This window comes from Rhodoferax sp. LS1R11 (assembly GCF_056521395.1).
In genome coordinates, this window is the sequence record NZ_JBWMAW010000002.1 from 25,486 (window position 1) to 44,144 (window position 18,659).

Below are 18,659 nucleotides of genomic sequence, written 5' to 3' on the forward strand. Positions count from 1 at the left end.
AGCCTCTTGAACCTGCCAACGCAATGGTCTGCAGAGACTTGACGGGTTTGACTCTTACCCTAAAGTTTTTTCTGAGGCACTCACAAGCTCAAAATGCTCTACGTGCGGCGCTTGAGCAAAGTAGGCTCCGACTAGGGCTCGCCATTCCGTAAATAATGCCGATCCCCGGAAGTCAACCGTGTGGTCTTCCAGTGTCATCCACGCCAATTGCAGGACGTACCGATCCTTTGATTCAATACAGGCATGAAATTTGTGGGATAGGAATCCCTTAGCCTTAGGAAATATCGTTGTCAAAGCGGTATGAACCGCATTTTCAAACTCTGCGTTCTGTCCTGGCTTGATCTGAATGTCGGCTATTTCCAAAATCATTTTTTAGTACCTTTTTGATGGCGTGAGCATCATTGACGGTTGAAGAATTTACCTTCGACGGTGGATGTTTGAAGCTTCAGTGGATGTGCGTACCACCATTGACATCAATGGTGGCGCCAGTAATAAAACCGGAAAGTTCGGAAGCAAGAAAAAGGCATGCACCGGCCATCTCACGCGTTGTCCCAGTTCGCCTCAATGGAATTGCTTCGATGATTCCGCGCAGCCGCTCATCTGAGAGTCCATCAAGCATTTGGGTTTCAATCATTGCCGGACAGATAGCATTCGCACGAATTCCAAATGCGCCAAATTCGCGGGCAATACTTTTTGTCATACTCAACATACCGCCCTTTGAAGCTGCGTAGTGCGAACCGCCAACCAATCCGCCTCCTCGTTGTGCAGCCAACGACGCAACATTCACTATGGTTCCTGATTTTTTCTCCGCGAAAATTCTAAGAACGCTTTGGCACAAAAAGAAGGCCCCTTTTAGATTGATATCAAACATGAGGTCAAGGTCTTTTTCGCTGATCTCCAGTATCGGTTGCGATCGCACAATTCCGGCAGAATTCACCAAGCAGTCAATTGTTCCGTGAAGCTCCATGACCTGACGAACCAAGTTTTCACAATCGTCAGGTCTACTTACGTCACACCGTACGCCATGCACTGAGATCGGTCCTTTTACTTGTGCTTCTATGGACGATTTGACCTCTTGCAACACCATTTCGTCCATCATGACGTCAACCACCACAACCTTTGCACCATGTTCGGCAAAGAGTTGGGCTGTTGCGTAGCCGATGCTCCGTAGAGATGCGGCGCCCACGATCACGCACACTTTGTCTTTAAGTAACATACTTCTCTCGTTTCTAGTTTTTAATGTCAACTGATTCGATTGGCATCGAGTTGAGAATCCAATCAACGGCTGATGTATGACGGGGTGCCCATCCCAGTTCCAGCTTCGCATGCACCGACCGAACTCGGCTGTTACTCCCAAATGAGTAATACGCTCTTGGAATGCCCCAAAGACTGGCCGCAGCTTCAGGATCCAACGAATTCACTTCGGAAAGGCCCAACCTCTTTGCGATAGCGGTTCCAAGTTCAAGAAACGACGCTTCTCCATTAGCCGCAAAATAGAATGAGCCAGCCGGGGCTTTTGCCAACGCTAGTAAATAAAGGTCAACAACATCATCGATATGTACGTTGGACCATACGTTCTTCCCGGCCCCAACAATTTGTACAAACCCAGTGCGCTGAGCGTTTTCAACAAGAAATGGAATTTGGACACTCTTGGAATTTAAGCCTCGACCCTGACCATAGATGAGACTCGGGCAGATTACTATGGACCGAACGTCGGATTTTGCAGCTCTCAGCACCATCACATCAATATCGCGGCGTGGTTGCTTCAAGGGCTGAACAATCAGCGGTGTATCTTCGTCGTACACCTGCTCGCTAATCTTCATACCACGGGCGTCATCGCCAACAATGCTTGATCCACTGGTATGGATGAAAGGTTTTCCAGAACCTTCTAACCCTTTTAAAATCGCATTCACCGAATCTGGATGATCTGCGCTGGCAGCATTAATCACGCCATCGGATTGCGTTGCCTCATGGATTAGCAAATTAGCATCGTTCAGATCGCCCATGACGGGCTCAATTCCCCACTCGAAAAGTTTCTCTGCATTTGCACTGCCTCTGACCAATCCGCGTACACGGGCCCCAGTCTTGATTATTTTTTCGGCTATTGAGCCGCCTATGTATCCGGCAGCACCGGTTACAAAATATGTTTTAGACGCGCCCATTAACGGCCGAACCCTGTGGATAGACCGGGTATTGCGGCCACGATTAGCGTTCCGACAATAAGGGCTACGATGTATCCAACAATTGGCTTCATTCCCTTACTTGGACTCACGCCGCTGATAGCACATGCTGCGTAATATCCAACCCCAAATGGCGGGGCAAATAGACCAATACCCATAGCTAGTACGACAACCATTGAGTAGTGCACGTCATTGATGCCGAACTGCTTGGCGATCGGAAACAGCAACGGTCCGAACACAACAATGGCCGGAATCCCTTCCAGCACACTACCCAGAATAATGAATGCCAAGATGGACACAGCAAGGAATCCCGCTGCCCCTCCTGGTAGCTGCGTCATCAATTGCGCAAGTTCACGCGAAAATCCTGACTGCGTAAGAGCCCAGGCCATGCCTGTTGCCGTTCCGATGATCAACAAGATTGCGCCAGACAGTGCGGCTGTATCGATCAATGCCGGCCAGAGTTTTTTGTAATCCAACTGACGATAGATCAGTGCGCCGGCAAGAAGTGCATACGCGATTCCAATGGTTGAAACTTCCGTGGCGGTGGCTACTCCTTCCATCACCGCAGCGCGAATAATGAAAGGAAGTGCGAGTGCAGGACTGGCAACCAGCAAGGCACGTCCGATTTCACTCCAGGTTGCGCGTTGAGCACCTGACATATCAGCATTGCGGTTTCTCAGCCACACGACAAAGCACAACAATGCCGCTAACACCAACGCCGGGACTAAGCCGCCGGAGAACAAAGCCGCGATTGAAACTCCTGTTACTGATCCAATGGTAATGAGCACGATGCTCGGAGGAATCGTTTCAGTCTGGGCTCCAGTGGCCGCGAGCAGGGCAACCATTTCACCCTCATCAACGCCTCGCTTGCGCATTTCAGGGAACAGAACCGGTGCGATAGCTGCCATATCCGCTGCCTTCGAACCTGAAATTCCGGAAACCAAATACATGCCTCCAACAAGCACGTAGGAAAGGCCGCCACGAACATGACCCAATAACGATGCGAGGAATCTCACCATCGCCTTTGCCATACCGCTAAGTTCGAGAACAACTCCTAGGAAGACAAATAGTGGAACCGCGAGGAGCACGATGTGCGACATGCCTTCATCCATGCGACCAATAATGACACTTGTGGGTTTAGTAGTCGTCAACGCTATGTAGCCCAATGTCGCCAATCCGAACGCGAAGGCAATTGGCACTCCGGTGAGGACCAAAATGGCGACAATGACAACAAAAAATATGAACAGGTTGATATTCCCAAGGCCTTGAAAAACGGGACTCATTAGATAGAGTGCGCCAACTGCCACTACTGAAACAGCTAAGGCTGACACTAACCGCTTCCAATTGGAAACCTCAGCTAATTTCAACGCTGCGGCAACGCTCATCAGCAATATTCCGGCGGGCAAAGCCGAGGCACGCCAGGCATTGGATATTTCGAGTGAAGGCGATGTGACGATAGCCTCGTCCATTGCAAATTCGTAGGCTGGGTAACCGACCAGGACCAAAAAAGTGGCTGCTGCGACTACGCCCAAGAGATCTAAAAATGCGCGCCTTTCCGAGGAGGCCATATCTACAAGTGCTGTCATGCGCATGTGCGCTGACCGCCGAAATGCAATGACGGATCCCAACATCGCGAGCCATAAAAACATCACAGACGCAAGTTCATCGGACCAAGTGAGAGGCCGATGGATGGCATATCGACTCACCACTCCACCAAACAGCACCAGAATTTCCAACAGCACCAAGATAGCCGCAGGAACCTCAGTTACGAATGCCAGGATCCGGTCAACTTTTGCGACGGCCCTAAGCCACGCGGTATCCACGCGGACGTTCGCTTTAACTTCTGACGACTTCTGAGTAAGATTTGACGTGTCCAAAGGGGCGTCTCCAAATGAAATGTTCGCAGATGCGCGAATCTTGCAATTGCATCGACTTGCTGTCGATAGTTGTATCTCTCTGCACTGCCAGCGGGACACTGCAGGGGAGACAAGTAGGAGTCGATCCAGCCTGACCGACCTCCTGGAATGTGTCGGCTAGACAAGTTTTCCTGTGTACTTTTCGAGCAGGGACCATGTTTCAGGGCCGAACTTCTTTTGCCATTCGGCGTAGTAGCCTGCTTTCTGCAAGGTTTCACGGAATGGCTGTCTCTCCACTCGATTGAACTGCATACCCAATCCCTTCAGCTTGGCTTCAAGCGTCGAGTTCAATGCTTCATGCGCAGCACGTTGCTTCAATGCATGCGCTTCAAAAATTAGAGTGGCCATCGCTCTCAAATCTTCGGGCAATGAATTCCAATTTTTCTTGTTTCCCACCAGAGAAAAATACTCCCACATATGCGATGTGGTGGAGCAATATTTCTGAACTTCATACAGTTTTACTGCATCAATCGTTGGCAAGGCATTTTCCTGTCCATCGACCACCTTGGTCTGAAGCGCTGTGTAGAGTTCACCGATTGGCACGGTTGCAGGAGATGCATCCAGACTTTTGAACATAGATGTCCACAACGGTGTTGCGGGCACTCGGATCTTCATGCCTACCAGGTCTTTAGGGGTGTTGATTGGTTTGGACGAGTGCGTGATTTGACGGAATCCGTGGTCGAAGACCCTACCGACTTGGGTCAAATTGACCTTATCAAACGACGCTCGAATGTGCGCGCCAAGGTCACCATCCATAGCCTTCCAAACGGTTGGATAGTCAGGGAATGCAAATGCAATCGAATTGATTGCAGCCGTAGGCATCAGGTTCCCATAGATTGAACCTGCTGTGCAAATGAAATCGATTGCACCGGAGCGAACTTGGGAGAGCGTATCCGTATCACTACCCAACTGACCACTTGGATAGACCTCGACATTCAAACGCCCGTTCGACTCTTTCAAAATCTCTGCACATGCCGCCTTCAATGCGATGGGAGTTGGATGGCTCTCAGGCAAGGTAATCGCTATTTTAAAATTGAATTTTCCGGCACTTTGCGCTAGTACTGCACCCGGAATCAATGTTGTGGCAGCTACGCCAGCGATAAGCTTGAGTGCATCTCGACGTCCGTTTTGATGGATGCCGATTACTTTTTCTTCGTTTATAGATGTCATGTTGTCTCCTGCTGTTTTGTCTCGATGATGTGAAGTGAGTCAGAACACGTTGGGTTGATGAACTTCGATGCAATGGCCATCTGGGTCGTAGAGAAAGACCTGATGCCAACCGGGAATAGCCCAGCATCCGTAGTCCGAATAGCGGATACCCATGGCATCACATTTGCGCATGAAGCCCTGGATGTCATCGGTCCGGAAACAAAAGTGACCATGTCCCATTGGGTTAACGAACTTCTTCATCTTGAAGCCAGTTTCCAGATCACGCTCCGACCAATGAAACTCAATGTCCCCATCGGTCAAAAAGTCAACCTTGCCCGTATATGCACGGTCGTCGCGATCTCGACTGATGACGGTATGTGCGTTGTCGGTAATCGTTCCCAGTTCAAATAAAGTCTTGTAGAACTTGGTCAATCTGGGCAAGTTGTCTGTGCAAATGTTCATGTGATGAAACTTAAATTCCATAGCGCTTTCCTTAGGTTAGGTTGCAACCCCTCTAGTAGCTAAAGCCATTAGAGGTCGCTCCACTTGATTGGGCTGGGAGCTCTACTTAGCCCTGAACGGTGCGACGTGTAAGTTTACATATGAATCAATAAATTCGCCCATGAAATTATATAGGGGTTATCCCTAAGATATATGCCGTTTTTTTGCTGATAACGGTGTTTTGCGAATCGCCAATGAATGATAGGATTCACAAATGAATCAAATAAACCATGACTACTTGTCTCTTGCTGCAACACAAGGGGACACTATTCGACGAGAAATCTGCAGTGCTTCATCTGTGCGGAGAGTCGCAGCGATGCTCAATCTAAACCCGGATGATTTCGTTGAAGGTGCTCCACTTCCGCGGGGATGGCAATTCATCTTGATGGGCGCGGATACAAGAAGGTCGCAACTGCGTGCCGACGGCTTTCCGGGCCTTGGTGTGACGATGCCGGACCTTGGACTTCCACGGCTCATGCTTGGCAGCAGATCGGTTGCGTACGTGATAGACATACCTATTGGCGCTTCGGTGATGCGTAACAGCTCAATACAAAGCCTCACTCGGAAGACCACGAAAACAGGACCTATGGTGGTGGCCACAATTCAGCATGAATTGCGACTTCAAGATGACGCCGCCCCTGCACTCGTTGAAACTCAAACGTATTTTCTACTACCAGCAACAAAAGGCGCTTCAGCGCCGACTGGCGCTGATATCTCTGCAAATGTGACTGGGAAATGGGTCAAGACGGTGGTGCCGGATGAGACCTTTCTTTTTCAGTACTCGGCTCTTGGATTCAACTCACACAAGATCCACCTTGACCGAGCACATGCACGCAACGTAGAGGGCTTTCCTGATCTAGTCGTCAATGGAGGACTGGCTACATTACTACTGACTGAATTTCTGCGTCAGGAAGTAGGCGTGTCCCCTGCATCCTTCAATGCACGTCATGTGTCGCCTCTATTTTGTGGAAGCCCTATCACTATGGTTGCCAACAGGATTGACTCAAGATGGCAATTGCAGGCCTATGACAACCGTTCAACGCTCGCTGTCGACATGGAGGTGCAAACCAATGAGCTTTAATCCCTTAAAAGGCATTCGGGTGCTGGATCTGACAAGTGTCGTTGTAGGCCCGGTCTGCACCTGGAGACTAGGTCAATATGGAGCAGAGATCATCAAGGTCGAAAGCCCAGAAGGTGACCTAATGCGAGGTCTTGGCGGGGCATCCCCCACGGGCAGTCACTCTGGAACGTATCTTCATTTGAATCGGGGAAAGCGCAACATCTGCCTCGATCTAAAAAACCCGGAAGCCCGCGATGTAATGGAGCGACTTGTTGCATCTGCAGACGTCATCGTTGCCAACATGCGGCCTCAAGCCTTGAAGAAACTCAGGTTGGATGCAGAAACAATCAGAGGTCGTTATCCGGAAAAAGTTTATTGCTTAATCACTGGATATGGAACAGACGGTCCGTACGCGGGTCAGCCCACTTACGACAGCGTTGTTCAAGGAGCAACTGGAATGGCAGGCCTTTTTCTTCGTCGCGATGGAAGCCCCAACTATGTGCCTATGCTAATTTGCGACCATGTTGCGGGAGAAATTGCAGCAGGGTCAATTCTTGCCGCCATAGTTGAACACAAGGCCAGCGGAATTGGCTGCACGATTGAAGTACCCATGTTCGAAACCATGGCTGCGTTTGTTCTGCAGGAACATCTTGCACAACATAGCTTTGATCCGCCAGTAGGACCGCCCGGAGACCTCCGGCTATTGAGCCCTCACAACAAACCTGTAAAAACAGCTGACGGGTGGATTTCCTTCACTGTGAATACGAATACACAGGTCAGTGCGTTCTTGAGTGTTACCGGTAGAGATGAACTGCTCAATGACCCGCGATTTATTTCTGTGGCAGCACGCGCAAAAAATGTAACACAATGGTTTGAAATCAGAGGTACACCGCTTACGGATAAGACTACCAATGAGTGGCTGGAAATATTGCAAAAGGCCGATATCGCAGCTCAGCCGTGCCATACCCTTGAGACTCTTCCCCGAGACAAACATCTAACCGCAGTCGGATTAATTCAGCACGAGCAGCATCCCACGGAGGGAAAGACTGCCGCCATTCGTGCCTCAATACGTGTCAATGAATCCTACTTACCACTGCGGAGTTGTTCCCAACCAAAAGGTTGGGAAACAAAACAATTGCTCAACGAAATGGGCTTCAACGAAGACGAAGTGGTTGCCATGTTGAGGTCAGGTTCGGCAATAGCATCTGAACACTGACGCATCAAGGCTGTCATCTGGCAACCCAGTGCCTGTCGACTTTATGCAGGCATGTTAACTCGCACAGTTCCACCTACTTTTCCCGACAACGTACGCGCAGCGGTACCCAGCACTGCCGTCACTTCCGGGATCGACTTTCGCTGGTTCTGATCAATGCGCTCGGCGTAGGGCACGGTCAGTGCAGCCAACGCCTTTCCCTGCGTATCAAGAATAGGAAAACTCACCGCATATAGGCCGCGCACTTGCACGCTGGGAATTGACTCAAAGCCAATCTTTCGAATCGTGTCCAGAATCGCAGCTGTTTGAGGATCTGATTGATCCGGGCGCCGCTGAATAGATTCTTCAATCCACAACCTGGTTGTTTCAGGATTTTGAAAAGCCAAAAGCACACGGCCTGATGCTGAAATCAACACGTCGAGTTCGGAACCTGTTCGAACACTAAAACCCATTCCACTGGGCGCATCAACCTTGGCCAGCACCAATTGCTTACCTTGGGAATAAACTGTGAGGTGGCAGGATTGGTCAAGCTCGTTGGCCAGTCTTTGCATGATCGGCATCGCTTCAAAAAGCAACCTGTGCGTCGGAGGATTTATGTGCGACAGTTCATACAGCTTCGTGGTGATCGTGTAAGTACTTTCATCGATCTGTGCTACATAATTTCGGTCAACCAAGCAAGTCACCATACGGTAAATTTCGCCCACGCTACGACCTAGTTTTTTCGCCATTTCCTTCTGGGATAAAGGTCCGTCGCTGCGGCACAGCATCTCGAGGATATCTAAGCCTTTTTCCAGCGCTGGAGCCGAATAAATTCGGCGTTCACCTTCTGCCGTGCTGCATGCAACTGTCGACTTATCCTCCATCAGAGCCTCACCAATAGTAAATTCATAGCTGCAATGGTAATCTTATCGGTGAATGATGCTATCTCTGCTTTGCCGTGAGTACCTTGCACCGTGATTTTTGAATCGTACAAACCGGCGAGCTGTTAATAAAAATATTAACAATCAATATCCAATTGATAAAATCTATCTCCACATATAGGAGTGACTCTGCCTATGCCAGCCAGAAACAACTGATTGCCAGCAAGGCCCCAAAACGAAAGACTTCACCAACTATCGGACCCGCTACAAAGGCTTCATTGATGAGGTGGTGCGCGCCAAGAACCGCAACAAGTCACGCATCCGTTCACTGATAAAGCATGTCTTTGGCGTAGTTAGGCGCCTGTGGGGATTTGGCAATGTGAGTTACCGCGGCTTGCTAAAGAAAGCGACACGGGCGCTCACTTAATTGGCGCTGGCCAACATCTACCTCGGTCGGCAGAGCCTGTTGGCACAGGTGTGATCATGAGGCAGGAAGGCAGGCCAATAGGCCTGCGAAACCGGCCCAAAAGGGTCACAGCTGGCGAAATATATTTCGATTTCGCAAACCGTAGATGTTGCAAAGCCCGGCCAATCTTTAGCCCCACTTATTCACCACAGCGCCTAGAACGAGTGTTTGATACCCAGGTTGAACAAGGTGGCGTTGGTGTCAGCAAGCGTACCGCCCGCCACCACCGAGGTCATCAACCCGGTGGTGCCGCCATTCGCCATTTTGTCGGTCGTCACAAAAGCCACGGTGCCGTACAGGGTGGTGCGTTTGGACAAGGCGTATTCATCGCTCAAAATGAATGACGTGGTTTTGTTGGTGCTGTCGTCCTTGTCCTTGCCGTAATAAAGCGCGGCGATCACGGTGTTGTTGGAGGCAGGCTTCCAGTCCACGCCCAAGCCAATCACTTCGACATTGCTGGTCTGCGCGCCTGCGGCATTTTTGTTCGTGCCACGCAAGTAGTTGAGCTTGCCGGTCAACGAGCCCATGGTGTAGCCCGCGCCCACGGAATACATGGCGCTCAGCTGGTCCGACGTATTGGCTCTGTCGGTCGTCTGGTAAGCGGCCGACAAAGACACCGGGCCGGTGTAGCTGGCACCCAGTGCCAGCACGGCGCCACCTGTCGGGCCAACGGCACTGTTTTCGGCCACGCTATAACCCACGGCAAGGTTCACCGGACCGACCGTGTTGCTATAGGAAATGGCGTTGTGCATGAACACACCGACATCGCTGTTGGTATTGGGACCGGCCAGCACGCCCGAGTTGTAGGCCCATGAATACAGGCCGGAGAAGTTCTCGCGCAGACCACGCGGATCGGTCGCCGCAAAAGCCAATACCGCCGGGCTGTACATCGTGCCCAAGGTCAGCGTGCCCAAGGTGGCAGACGACAGTCCGACATTGGCTTGCCGACGGAAGAGTGGGGCTACCGAGGCGCCCGTGTCCGCAGAAAAGTGTGATTCAAGATTGAAACTGGCCTTCAAGCCATTGCCCAAATCTTCCGAACCCCGGAAGCCCCAAATGCTGGGCGAAATGCCGCCGTTGTAGACCTGTGGAGAGGACACCGTCGGTGCCGCGTTATTTTGGAATAACAAGCCGAGATCAATATTGCCATACACGGTCACGGAACTTTGCGCCACAGCCGCACCAGACACCAGCGCCAGGGCAGCCACGGCCACCAGTTTTTTGGGCATTGAATACTTCACCATCTTGCTCATTGAAAGCTCCTCATTGTTGTTTGAAAAAAGTCACGCATGTGACTGCGTGACGATTCCCTACCGCAAAATGCATGCCCGACGATGCGGAGATGGGATGACGAGGCTATTTCAGAGAGCAAGGTGGCCGTTTGTTGTCGCGGAACGGTTGCCAGGGAACGGCTTTACCCTAGACTGCGTTGCCCGCGTTGATACAAGGTTGCTCCAATTTGATTCACCTTGATACAGATGAGGCGCATCGTTTCCATCACGACGGCACGATCAAAAAAAAGGGGGGCTGAGTTTCCTCAGCCCCCCTTTTTTATAGTTCGCCTGCTTATTTGGCAGCAGAGGCAGCGGGTGCTGCAGCAGCAGCTTTTTTGGCCACAGCGGCTTTTTTCACTTTTTTGGCAGCGGGCTTTTTAGCGGCTGTCTTCTTCACGGCCTTGGCGGCAGACGCCGCAGGCGTTGCAGCTACGGCGGGTGTCGCTGCGGTGGCGGCAACAGCGGGGACAGCAGGTGTAGCCTTCACGTCAGCAGCAGGTGCTGCAGCGAAAGACACGGCGGCCACAGCAGAAATCAAGGCGCCAACGAAGAGAGTTTTGATAGAGGTCATGATGAATATTTCTTTGAACAAAAACGATAGTCGCAGCTGCTTCGACTAACTCAAGCAGGCCCGATTTCATTCAGGCTTGTATCTACAACGCTGGGGTGACGCACGGGTTGACCGGCACACACGATTTATGACAAATAGACGGACACGCGTCTTACTTGACCAGTTGATTGAGCTGGATGATGGGCAACAGCACGGCCAGTACGATCAGCATCACCACCACACCCATGGCCACAATCAGCAGCGGCTCCAGCAGCGTGGCGAGTTGCATGGCGCGGCGCACCACCTCGGTGCTGAGTTGTTTGGAGGCGCGCTGCAGCATCACTGGCAGCTGGCCGGTTTGTTCCCCTAGGCGGGCAAACATCGAAAGCAAACCGGGGAAGCGCTTTTTCTGCGCCAGGGCAGAAGCCAGTGGTGCACCTTCGCGCACCAGCACCAGCGCATCCAGCGCGTCGGCTCGCATGGCGCGGTTGGACAGCGTCTCGGCCGCGGCCTGCAGTGCTTTCAGAATGGGCACCCCGGCTGCGGCCAGCATGGCCAAGGTGCTGGCAAAACGTGCAGTGTTGTAGCTGCGCGAGAGTTTACCCAGGATGGGCAGGTTCAGCCAGGCGGCGTCAAACTTTTCACGAAAAGCGGCGTTAGCCAAGGCGTACCGTGCACCTATAGCTATAAAAATAATAGCGACCAGCATCAACCATCCGTAGCTGCGCACAAAGTCACTCAAACCGATCATGAGCACAGTGAGGATGGGAAGCGCCCGCTTGCTGCCCACAAACACGTGGGCCACCTGCGGCACCACGTAGGTCACCAAAAACAGCACGATGGCAATCGCCACCAGCGTCACGATGGCCGGGTACAACGCCGCGCCCACGAGCTTGGCCTGGAGGGCCTGCTGCTCTTCCAGGTCATCAGCCAGGCGCTCCAGCACCAGCCCCAGCTTGCCGCTTTGCTCGCCCGCACCGATGACGGCAATGAAGATGGTCGTGAATTCCCGCGGGTGTTGCGACAGCGCCCGCGCGAAGGTGGAGCCGCCGTTCACCTCGGCGCGCAAGGAGGCCACCAGGTGGCGCTCCACATCACGCTCGGCTTCATCGGACAGCGAGGTCAAGGCCCGCTCCAGCGGCAGGCCGGACGACACCAGACCGGCCAGCTGGCGTGTCCACACCCCCAGGCCGGTGGCGTTGAAAACGCGTCGTTTGTAGCGGCCAATCCCCGAACCACTTTTACCCTGTTGCCGGTCAGCCTCGGGGCCGACAGCTTCGACGTTGAGCGGCACCATGGCCTGGCTGCGCAGCATGCCGCGTGCGGCGCGGGCCGAGTCGGCCTCGATCACGCCTTTGCGGGTTTGTCCCTCGGGGGTGAGGGCTTCAAATGAGTAGACCGGCATGCGCTGTGCTTTTCAATACGGCTAGTCGCGCGTCACGCGCACCAGTTCTTCGCGCGAGGTCAGGCCCAGTTGCACCAGCCGCTCGCCATCGTCGCGCATCAGCTTCATGCCCCCCGCCAGGGCGGCGGTGCGGATGTCAGCCTCCGAGGCGCGGCTGTGAATCTGGGCACGAATGGCGTCATCCGTCACCAGCAGTTCAAACACGCCGCTGCGCCCCGCGTACCCGGTCTGGCCACAGTGCGCGCAACCGGCACCGTGGCAGTGCACACAGAGCTTGCGCACCAGCCGCTGCGCCAGCACCCCCAACAGGGAGGAACTCAGCAGGAAAGGCTCCACCCCCATGTCGGTCAGCCGCGTCACCGCACTGGTGGCGTCATTGGTGTGCAGCGTGGCCAGCACGAGGTGGCCGGTGAGCGAGGCCTGAATGGCAATCTGCGCCGTCTCGAAATCACGGATTTCGCCAATCATGATCACGTCCGGGTCCTGGCGCAGGATGGCGCGCAAGGCCTTGGCAAAGGTGAGTTCAATCTTGGCGTTGACCTGCGTCTGGCCAACGCCCGAGAGTTCGTACTCGATCGGGTCTTCCACCGTCATGATGTTGCTGCGTGCGGCATCCAACCGGCTCAGCGCCGCATACAGCGTGGTGGTCTTGCCCGAGCCCGTGGGCCCGGTCACCAGAATGATGCCGTGCGGCTGCTCGATCAGGCGCTGAAAACGGGCCAGGCTGTCGCCCTGCATGCCCAGCGCTTCCAGACTGAGCTTGCCTTCGGACTTGTCCAGCAGGCGCAACACCGCACGCTCCCCATGGGCGCTGGGCAATGTGCTCACCCGCACGTCCACCGCCCGCGTGCCAATGCGCAGCGAGATGCGGCCGTCTTGCGGCAGGCGCCGCTCGGCAATGTCCAGGTCGGCCATGATCTTCAGACGCGAGATCAGGGCGGCGTGCAGCGCACGGTTCGGTTGCACCACCTCGCGCAACGTGCCATCGACCCGAAAGCGCACGCTCGAATGCCGCTCGTAGGGTTCGATGTGGATGTCACTGGCGCCATCGCGCGCGGCCTGCGTGAGCAGCGCGTTGAGCATGCGGATGATGGGCGCGTCGTCCGAGGTTTCCAGCAAGTCCTCAATCGCGGGCAGGTCCTGCATCATGCGGGACAGGTCGGCGTCACTCTCCACCTCACTCACCACGGCGGCAGCGCTGGACTCGCCCTGCGCGTAGGCGACGCTGATGCGCTGAATCAAAGCCTGGGCGCCGAGCGACTCCAGTTGGCCCACGGGGTATTTGCGCATCACCTCACTGACGGCGCTGGCGCCCGAATCCGGGTGCACAAACAGCGTGAGCGCGCCGGCATCGTCTTCCAGCAGCAGCTGGTGGGTGCGGGCAAAGGCGTAGGGCAGCGGGTGACGCATGGCAGACAAGCTCCCGGTCAAGGCTGCGTGTTGACGGGCGGCAAGGTCAGCGTCGGGCTCTCACGCTTCAGCATCACCTCGGAGGCCGGGCCTTTGTTGTTGGACAGTTCGGGCAGCAGCGGCGCCTCGTTGATGGGCACCAGTTGGCTCGGGATGGGTTGTGCGTCTTTCATGCCGGAGCGCATCAGGTCATAACGGTCCATCGACAGCCGGTCTGTGGCCTGTGCGTCACGCACCACCACGGGCCGCAGAAACACCATCAGGTTGGTCTTGGCGCGGGCGCGGGACTCGCTCTTGAACAGGTTGCCAAAAAACGGCATATCGCCCAGGCCCGGCACTTTCTCCTGGTTGCCGGTGTACTTGTCCTGCAGCAGACCGCCCAGCACCACGATGGCGCCGTCGTCCACCAGCACGGTCGACTCGATCGTGCGCTTGTTGGTGGTGGGGCCATTGGCGGCCAGTTCGGTACCCGCTTTGACGGCCGAGGTTTCCTGGTAGATCACCAGCTTCACCGTGCCGTTCTCGTTGATTTGCGGGCGGACCTTGAGCGTCAGGCCCACGTCCTTGCGCTCGATGGTCTGAAACGGATTGACCGTGCCGGTGGTGCTGCCGGTGTTGGTGAACTGGCCGGTGACGAAGGGCACGTTTTCGCCAATCACGATCTTGGCTTCCTCGTTGTCCAGCGTCAGCAAATTGGGCGTGGAGAGCACGTTGCCACTGCCGCTGGTCTCCAGAAAGTTCGCCAGAAAGCCCAGCACATACACCCCGTTGCTGCGGATCGCTGCACCAATATTGAGGCCCGAACCCGGCGACACGGCCCCCGCGCCGGTGGCGAGGTTGATGATGTTTTTGCCCGCCGTGCCAAAGTTGGTGCCCAACAGGCCAATGACGCTGTCGCCGCTCTTGCCCAGGGGGCCTTGCCACTGGATGCCGAACTCGGCCGCCTTGTCGGCGTTCACTTCCACAATCAGGCTCTCCACCAGCACCTGGGCGCGGCGGGCATCGAGTTTGTCGATGACGGCACGCAACTGGCGGTACTGCGGCTCGGGCGCGGTGATGATGAGCGAGTTGGTGGCTGAGTCGGCCTGAATCTGGCCGCCGGTGGAGGCCGCCGGGGTGGCGGCACTGGCCGTTGCCGCCGCGCCAACTGACGCCGTGGCCGGGCTGGCGGCAGCGGTGCGGACCTCGCCGGACATGGCCGCGCGCAGGGTGGCGGCCAGTTTGGTGGCATCGGCGTTTTTCAGGTACACCACGTAAATGTTGCCGGCGGCGCCGTTGGTGTTACCCGCGGCGGGTTGATCGAGCTTCTCGATCAGGGACTTGACCAGGGCCACGCGCGCCGGGTTGGCGGCACGGAGAATCAGCGTGTTGGAGCGCGGCTCGGCAATCAGCGTGGTCTTGAACGAACTGTCCGCCTGACCCGCAGGCGCCGCGGCGCCCGACGACTCCACCAGGCGCAGCACCAGGGGCGCCAGGTCCACCGCGATGGCGTGTTTGAGCGGCAACACCTCCACACCCGTGGCGTTGGAGACATCCATGGCCGCGATGATGCGCGCCATGCGCCGCAGGTTGTCAGCGTAGTCGGTGATGACCAGCGAGTTGTTGCCGGGATTGACGTTGATGGTGTTGTTGGGGCTGATCAGCGGGCGCAGCACCGGCACCAGGTTGTTGGCCGACTCGAAGTTGAGGCGAAAAATCTGCGTGGTGATCTGGTTGCCCACCGCACCACCCAAGGGGCCCTCGCCCACCGCGACCGCGCCGCTTTGCAGCTTGGCATCGGCCTCGGGCACCACTTTGTACAAACCGGCCGACTCCACCATGGTGAAACCCTGCAATCGCAAGGCGGCCAGAAACTGGTTCATGGCAACCACGCGGCTCACGGGCTTGTCGGTCACCAGGGTGAGGGTGCCCTTGACGCGCGGGTCCACCACCACGTTGTACCCGGTGATGCTGGCCATGGTGCGGGCCACGGCGTCAATCTCGGCGTTGCTGAAGTTCAGGGTGACGGGCTCACCGGCCCGGGTGCCCGCCGCGATCTGCGCCTGGGAATTTATAGAAAAAAGGCCTATAGCCCCCGCCAATAGGGCGGGAGAAGCTATCAAATAAGTAGCATTAAACAGGGGTCGGAAGTCACGGAATTTCATACGGATTCAACCCACTTTGATGATGGCGCGTGCGCCGTCTCGGCGCCCGATGATGTTCAGGAGATTGGACAAAGCGTCAAGGCGCTCGGGGGTGGCGCTGGCAACGCCGTCAAACCGGAATTTCGAGCCCACCCACTGGCCAGCGCCGGACAATTGTAGGCTTCCGTCCAGTGTTTCCAGCTGCAACGAGGGCGTCGCCCCGCCGAGCACCGTGATGCGGTAACTGCCCATCGGCTTCAGGGTCGACAGGCGTGACGAGATTTGCGCGGCATCCAGCTGCGCCCGCCCGGCCAGCACCAGGCGCCCGGCCGCCCACGCTACCTCCAGCCCTTGGGTCGACACCGCCAGTTGACCTTCAGCCTGCACGGTGTTCCACGGCGTGCCCAAGCCGGTCAGCCACTGCGCAGGCCACTGGGACAGGCTGTCGGCCAGCACCACCTTGGCACCGCCCCACTGCGGCAGCAGGCTCAAGTGCAAGGGCTGCCGGGTGCAGCAGTCAACCTGCAGGTCCACCTGCAGCCCTGACAAAGAGGGTTTGATCCCCCAGCTGATCCGGCCCGGCAAGGCGACGGCGTCATGGCTGCCGGTGCCGCCCGCCAAGGCCAGTTGGGTCGAACCGTTCCAGACGGTGCCGCGGGTGGCCTGAAACAGGACGCGGTCCCCGCTGCCCTGCTGCAAAGCCGATGTGAGCCAGCGTGCCGGGGCATTGAACAGCACCGCCAGCACCAGCCCCAGCAAGGCGCCCGCCAGCGCCCAGGCCCACGGCGGGGAGGGGTTGGAGTCAGAACGGGATCGCGCCACCGGCAGGGACCTCAGCGTGCGGGCAGGTTCAACACCAGGGCACCATCCCAGGTGCCAGCGGCGTTGCGGGTCAACCGCGCCTCGCCCGGCAAGGCGCGCGCGTTCAGGCGAGCCTGGGCCAGCCACTGCGCCAGGCTGTCGGCGGAAATCGCCTTGAGCGTGACCGTGACCCGGTCGCCCACCACGACCAATTGCGCCGTGGCGCCCAAAGGCTTCACGGAGGCTTCCAGCAGACGGCGGGCCTCGTCAAACGCCATGCGGGGCTGTGCCTGCAGCGTTTGGGCCTGCGTCTGGAGTTGCTGCATGTGCTGCAACTGGGCATCGAGCGCCTGGTGCTGCTTGTCAGCGGCGCGCAGGGTGGCCAGCGCCGGGGCCAGTGCGACCCACCACACCAGCGCAGCCGCGACCAGAGCGAGCGCAACGAGCAAAAGACGCTGCTCGCGGGGCGATGTTTCATTCCAGCGAGCCTGAAGACGGGATGGCAACATCATAAGCCCGCTCCCTGCCTGACCACGACGCTGTCACCATCGACGATGGCCGCATAACCTTGGGGCTTGAGCTTGAACGACAAGGCGGCGACGTCATCGGGGCTGAGTTGGAGGCCTTTCAGGCGCAATTCACCTGCTGCGAATTCAATAGCACTTGGTGCAGCATTGGCCGGGGCTACAGCCCCAAAAGCCCCTAACATCGCCTCCAGGTCACGGCCGGACGCCAAGCCGCTGGACTGCTGCAAGGCGGCAAGCTCCTTGGCCATTTGAATGGGCGCATCCACCACCACACGCACGACCGGGAATGTGGTGGTCAACACGTCCCGCACGGCCACGCGCTTGGCGCTGACCAGGGCCTGCTCTTTCCAGGCCCAGGCGTTCAGGCCCAGCGCATTGACGGCCAGCAAGGCCAGCAAGGCAAACCGCGCCGGGCGCCAGCGCGGGGCCCGGGCCAGGGTGGTGAATGCCTCGGACCAACGTTTCCAGGTGCGGGCGCGGCTGGAGTTGACCAGGTCAAACTGCGCCAGGTCCCACCGGGAAGCCGCGGCCTGCAGGCTGCGCTGGACGCCCTGTTGCAGGGTGACTGAGCGCCCCAGCAACTGTTCGGCCAGACCGGCCACGGCCGGTTCGGCGACCACGGCCCGGTCTTGCGGCCACTTCAGCGCAGTGACCGACGCCCTGGACAGGGGCCACACCGTGACACCGGCGCCGGTGTTGAACACCAGCTGGGCGTGGTCCGGCTCACCCAACACATGGAGCGTGTCGAGCGGCATGTCCGGCGTGAATTCCGGCACGATGCGGCTGACCGGCAAGCCGCCCTGCTCCAGCGCCTGCAGCCCGGCACGCAGCCAGGCCCGGTCACACACGGCCACCCAGACGGGCGCATCAGCATCCGGCTGCGGCTCGATGGCAAAGTGCAGCTGGGCCGTATCGTCCAGCAGACGGTCTTCAAGCAAGCCCTCCAGCACGGCGCGCACGCGCTGGGCGCCGCCTTCCTTGAACAAGCTGCGGCCGAGCGTGCCCTTGGGCAATGACACCTGGTGCCAGGACACATACGGGGCGGCCACCAGCGCGACCACCTCACCGCCCCGGCTGGCCACGCCGGGCAGCAACCCCAGCGGCACGCGCGACTGCTCGCCTACCGTGCTGCCATCGGGCGTGAGCACGTAGTCATACAGGGCGCCCGTCTCGGACGGCGCGTGAGGGAGGGTAACGATCAGGGTGGTCATGCGCAGGTGTTGT

General features: G+C 56.7%; 17 protein-coding genes and 1 pseudogene. 3 read left to right on the forward strand and 15 right to left on the reverse strand.

Annotated features, from left to right (window positions below):
* Nucleotides 1–54: 54 nt before the first annotated feature.
* The 6 genes from AC097N_RS02845 to AC097N_RS02870 all read right to left on the reverse strand — a co-directional run bounded on the left by AC097N_RS02845 (nt 55) and on the right by AC097N_RS02870 (nt 5,728).
* Nucleotides 55–369 carry an antibiotic biosynthesis monooxygenase family protein gene (locus tag AC097N_RS02845; RefSeq protein WP_479579229.1) on the reverse strand — a complete coding sequence of 105 codons (315 nt, stop codon included), beginning with the start codon at nt 367–369 and terminating at the stop codon, nt 55–57.
* A gap of 76 nt (nt 370–445) precedes the next feature.
* Nucleotides 446–1,216 (reverse strand): SDR family NAD(P)-dependent oxidoreductase, encoded by a 771-nt coding sequence (locus tag AC097N_RS02850; RefSeq protein ID WP_479579230.1) that lies wholly within the window; start codon nt 1,214–1,216, stop codon nt 446–448.
* Between the two features lie 13 nt (nt 1,217–1,229).
* Entirely contained in the window at nt 1,230–2,162 is a 933-nt protein-coding gene (locus AC097N_RS02855) for an NAD-dependent epimerase/dehydratase family protein (RefSeq protein WP_479579231.1), read from the reverse strand.
* Nucleotides 2,162–4,003, reverse strand: a complete 1,842-nt coding sequence (locus AC097N_RS02860) for a TRAP transporter large permease (RefSeq protein WP_479579574.1) — start codon at nt 4,001–4,003, stop codon at nt 2,162–2,164. The genes AC097N_RS02855 and AC097N_RS02860 overlap by 1 nt, the downstream gene beginning before the upstream one ends.
* A 210-nt stretch (nt 4,004–4,213) precedes the next feature.
* Nucleotides 4,214–5,266, reverse strand: coding sequence for a TRAP transporter substrate-binding protein (locus AC097N_RS02865; protein ID WP_479579232.1), 1,053 nt, complete (start codon nt 5,264–5,266; stop codon nt 4,214–4,216).
* Nucleotides 5,267–5,305: 39 nt separating this feature from the next.
* Nucleotides 5,306–5,728: a VOC family protein gene (locus AC097N_RS02870; protein WP_479579233.1), complete on the reverse strand. Its 423-nt coding sequence runs from the start codon at nt 5,726–5,728 to the stop codon at nt 5,306–5,308.
* Between the two features lie 232 nt (nt 5,729–5,960).
* Here AC097N_RS02870 and AC097N_RS02875 point away from each other — a divergent pair, with 232 nt between their 5' ends.
* The gene (locus AC097N_RS02875) at nt 5,961–6,827 is read left to right on the forward strand and encodes an HTD2 family dehydratase (protein ID WP_479579234.1); all 867 of its coding nucleotides are present in this window, start codon (nt 5,961–5,963) and stop codon (nt 6,825–6,827) included.
* Nucleotides 6,817–8,022 carry a CaiB/BaiF CoA transferase family protein gene (locus AC097N_RS02880; protein WP_479579235.1) on the forward strand — a complete coding sequence of 402 codons (1,206 nt, stop codon included), beginning with the start codon at nt 6,817–6,819 and terminating at the stop codon, nt 8,020–8,022. Before AC097N_RS02875 ends, AC097N_RS02880 begins: the two co-directional genes overlap by 11 nt.
* Before the next feature lie 41 nt (nt 8,023–8,063).
* Here the strand turns inward: AC097N_RS02880 and AC097N_RS02885 are convergent, their stop codons facing one another.
* Entirely contained in the window at nt 8,064–8,882 is an 819-nt protein-coding gene (locus tag AC097N_RS02885) for an IclR family transcriptional regulator (RefSeq protein ID WP_479579236.1), read from the reverse strand.
* A gap of 182 nt (nt 8,883–9,064) precedes the next feature.
* On the opposite strand from AC097N_RS02885, the pseudogene AC097N_RS02890 reads away from it, so the two are divergent.
* Nucleotides 9,065–9,306 (forward strand): annotated as a pseudogene (locus AC097N_RS02890) (IS5/IS1182 family transposase); the annotation flags it as partial.
* Between the two features lie 194 nt (nt 9,307–9,500).
* Here the strand turns inward: AC097N_RS02890 and AC097N_RS02895 are convergent.
* The 8 genes from AC097N_RS02895 to gspL all read right to left on the reverse strand — a co-directional run bounded on the left by AC097N_RS02895 (nt 9,501) and on the right by gspL (nt 18,646).
* The gene (locus tag AC097N_RS02895; RefSeq protein ID WP_479579237.1) at nt 9,501–10,598 is read right to left on the reverse strand and encodes a porin; all 1,098 of its coding nucleotides are present in this window, start codon (nt 10,596–10,598) and stop codon (nt 9,501–9,503) included.
* Nucleotides 10,599–10,911: 313 nt separating this feature from the next.
* On the reverse strand, nt 10,912–11,190 hold the full coding sequence (locus AC097N_RS02900; RefSeq protein WP_479579238.1) for a hypothetical protein: 279 nt from the start codon (nt 11,188–11,190) through the stop codon (nt 10,912–10,914).
* Nucleotides 11,191–11,341: 151 nt separating this feature from the next.
* Nucleotides 11,342–12,574 carry a type II secretion system inner membrane protein GspF gene (gene gspF, locus AC097N_RS02905; RefSeq protein WP_479579239.1) on the reverse strand — a complete coding sequence of 411 codons (1,233 nt, stop codon included), beginning with the start codon at nt 12,572–12,574 and terminating at the stop codon, nt 11,342–11,344.
* A gap of 21 nt (nt 12,575–12,595) precedes the next feature.
* Nucleotides 12,596–13,984 (reverse strand): type II secretion system ATPase GspE, encoded by a 1,389-nt coding sequence (gene gspE / locus AC097N_RS02910; RefSeq protein ID WP_479579240.1) that lies wholly within the window; start codon nt 13,982–13,984, stop codon nt 12,596–12,598.
* 17 nt (nt 13,985–14,001) lie between these two features.
* The gene (gspD, locus tag AC097N_RS02915; protein ID WP_479579241.1) at nt 14,002–16,128 is read right to left on the reverse strand and encodes a type II secretion system secretin GspD; all 2,127 of its coding nucleotides are present in this window, start codon (nt 16,126–16,128) and stop codon (nt 14,002–14,004) included.
* Nucleotides 16,129–16,134: 6 nt separating this feature from the next.
* A complete protein-coding gene (gene gspN / locus AC097N_RS02920) occupies nt 16,135–16,929 on the reverse strand; it encodes a type II secretion system protein N (protein WP_479579242.1) in 795 nt (264 codons plus the stop codon).
* An 11-nt stretch (nt 16,930–16,940) separates the two neighbouring features.
* Nucleotides 16,941–17,420 (reverse strand): type II secretion system protein GspM, encoded by a 480-nt coding sequence (gene gspM / locus AC097N_RS02925; RefSeq protein ID WP_479579243.1) that lies wholly within the window; start codon nt 17,418–17,420, stop codon nt 16,941–16,943.
* A complete protein-coding gene (gene gspL, locus AC097N_RS02930; protein WP_479579244.1) occupies nt 17,417–18,646 on the reverse strand; it encodes a type II secretion system protein GspL in 1,230 nt (409 codons plus the stop codon). Before gspL ends, gspM begins: the two co-directional genes overlap by 4 nt.
* Nucleotides 18,647–18,659 lie beyond the last annotated feature (13 nt).

What these genes read in the sequence shown, in the direction of transcription:
- AC097N_RS02845 (WP_479579229.1), bottom strand. Translation starts at nt 369, where the DNA reads ATGATTTTGGAAATAGCCGACATTCAGATCAAGCCAGGACAGAACGCA.
- AC097N_RS02850 (WP_479579230.1), bottom strand. Translation starts at nt 1,216, where the DNA reads ATGTTACTTAAAGACAAAGTGTGCGTGATCGTGGGCGCCGCATCTCTA.
- AC097N_RS02855 (WP_479579231.1), bottom strand. Translation starts at nt 2,162, where the DNA reads ATGGGCGCGTCTAAAACATATTTTGTAACCGGTGCTGCCGGATACATA.
- AC097N_RS02865 (WP_479579232.1), bottom strand. Translation starts at nt 5,266, where the DNA reads ATGACATCTATAAACGAAGAAAAAGTAATCGGCATCCATCAAAACGGA.
- AC097N_RS02870 (WP_479579233.1), bottom strand. Translation starts at nt 5,728, where the DNA reads ATGGAATTTAAGTTTCATCACATGAACATTTGCACAGACAACTTGCCC.
- AC097N_RS02875 (WP_479579234.1), top strand. Translation starts at nt 5,961, where the DNA reads ATGAATCAAATAAACCATGACTACTTGTCTCTTGCTGCAACACAAGGG.
- AC097N_RS02880 (WP_479579235.1), top strand. Translation starts at nt 6,817, where the DNA reads ATGAGCTTTAATCCCTTAAAAGGCATTCGGGTGCTGGATCTGACAAGT.
- AC097N_RS02885 (WP_479579236.1), bottom strand. Translation starts at nt 8,882, where the DNA reads ATGGAGGATAAGTCGACAGTTGCATGCAGCACGGCAGAAGGTGAACGC.
- AC097N_RS02895 (WP_479579237.1), bottom strand. Translation starts at nt 10,598, where the DNA reads ATGAGCAAGATGGTGAAGTATTCAATGCCCAAAAAACTGGTGGCCGTG.
- AC097N_RS02900 (WP_479579238.1), bottom strand. Translation starts at nt 11,190, where the DNA reads ATGACCTCTATCAAAACTCTCTTCGTTGGCGCCTTGATTTCTGCTGTG.
- gspF (WP_479579239.1), bottom strand. Translation starts at nt 12,574, where the DNA reads ATGCCGGTCTACTCATTTGAAGCCCTCACCCCCGAGGGACAAACCCGC.
- gspE (WP_479579240.1), bottom strand. Translation starts at nt 13,984, where the DNA reads ATGCGTCACCCGCTGCCCTACGCCTTTGCCCGCACCCACCAGCTGCTG.
- gspD (WP_479579241.1), bottom strand. Translation starts at nt 16,128, where the DNA reads ATGAAATTCCGTGACTTCCGACCCCTGTTTAATGCTACTTATTTGATA.
- gspM (WP_479579243.1), bottom strand. Translation starts at nt 17,420, where the DNA reads ATGATGTTGCCATCCCGTCTTCAGGCTCGCTGGAATGAAACATCGCCC.
- gspL (WP_479579244.1), bottom strand. Translation starts at nt 18,646, where the DNA reads ATGACCACCCTGATCGTTACCCTCCCTCACGCGCCGTCCGAGACGGGC.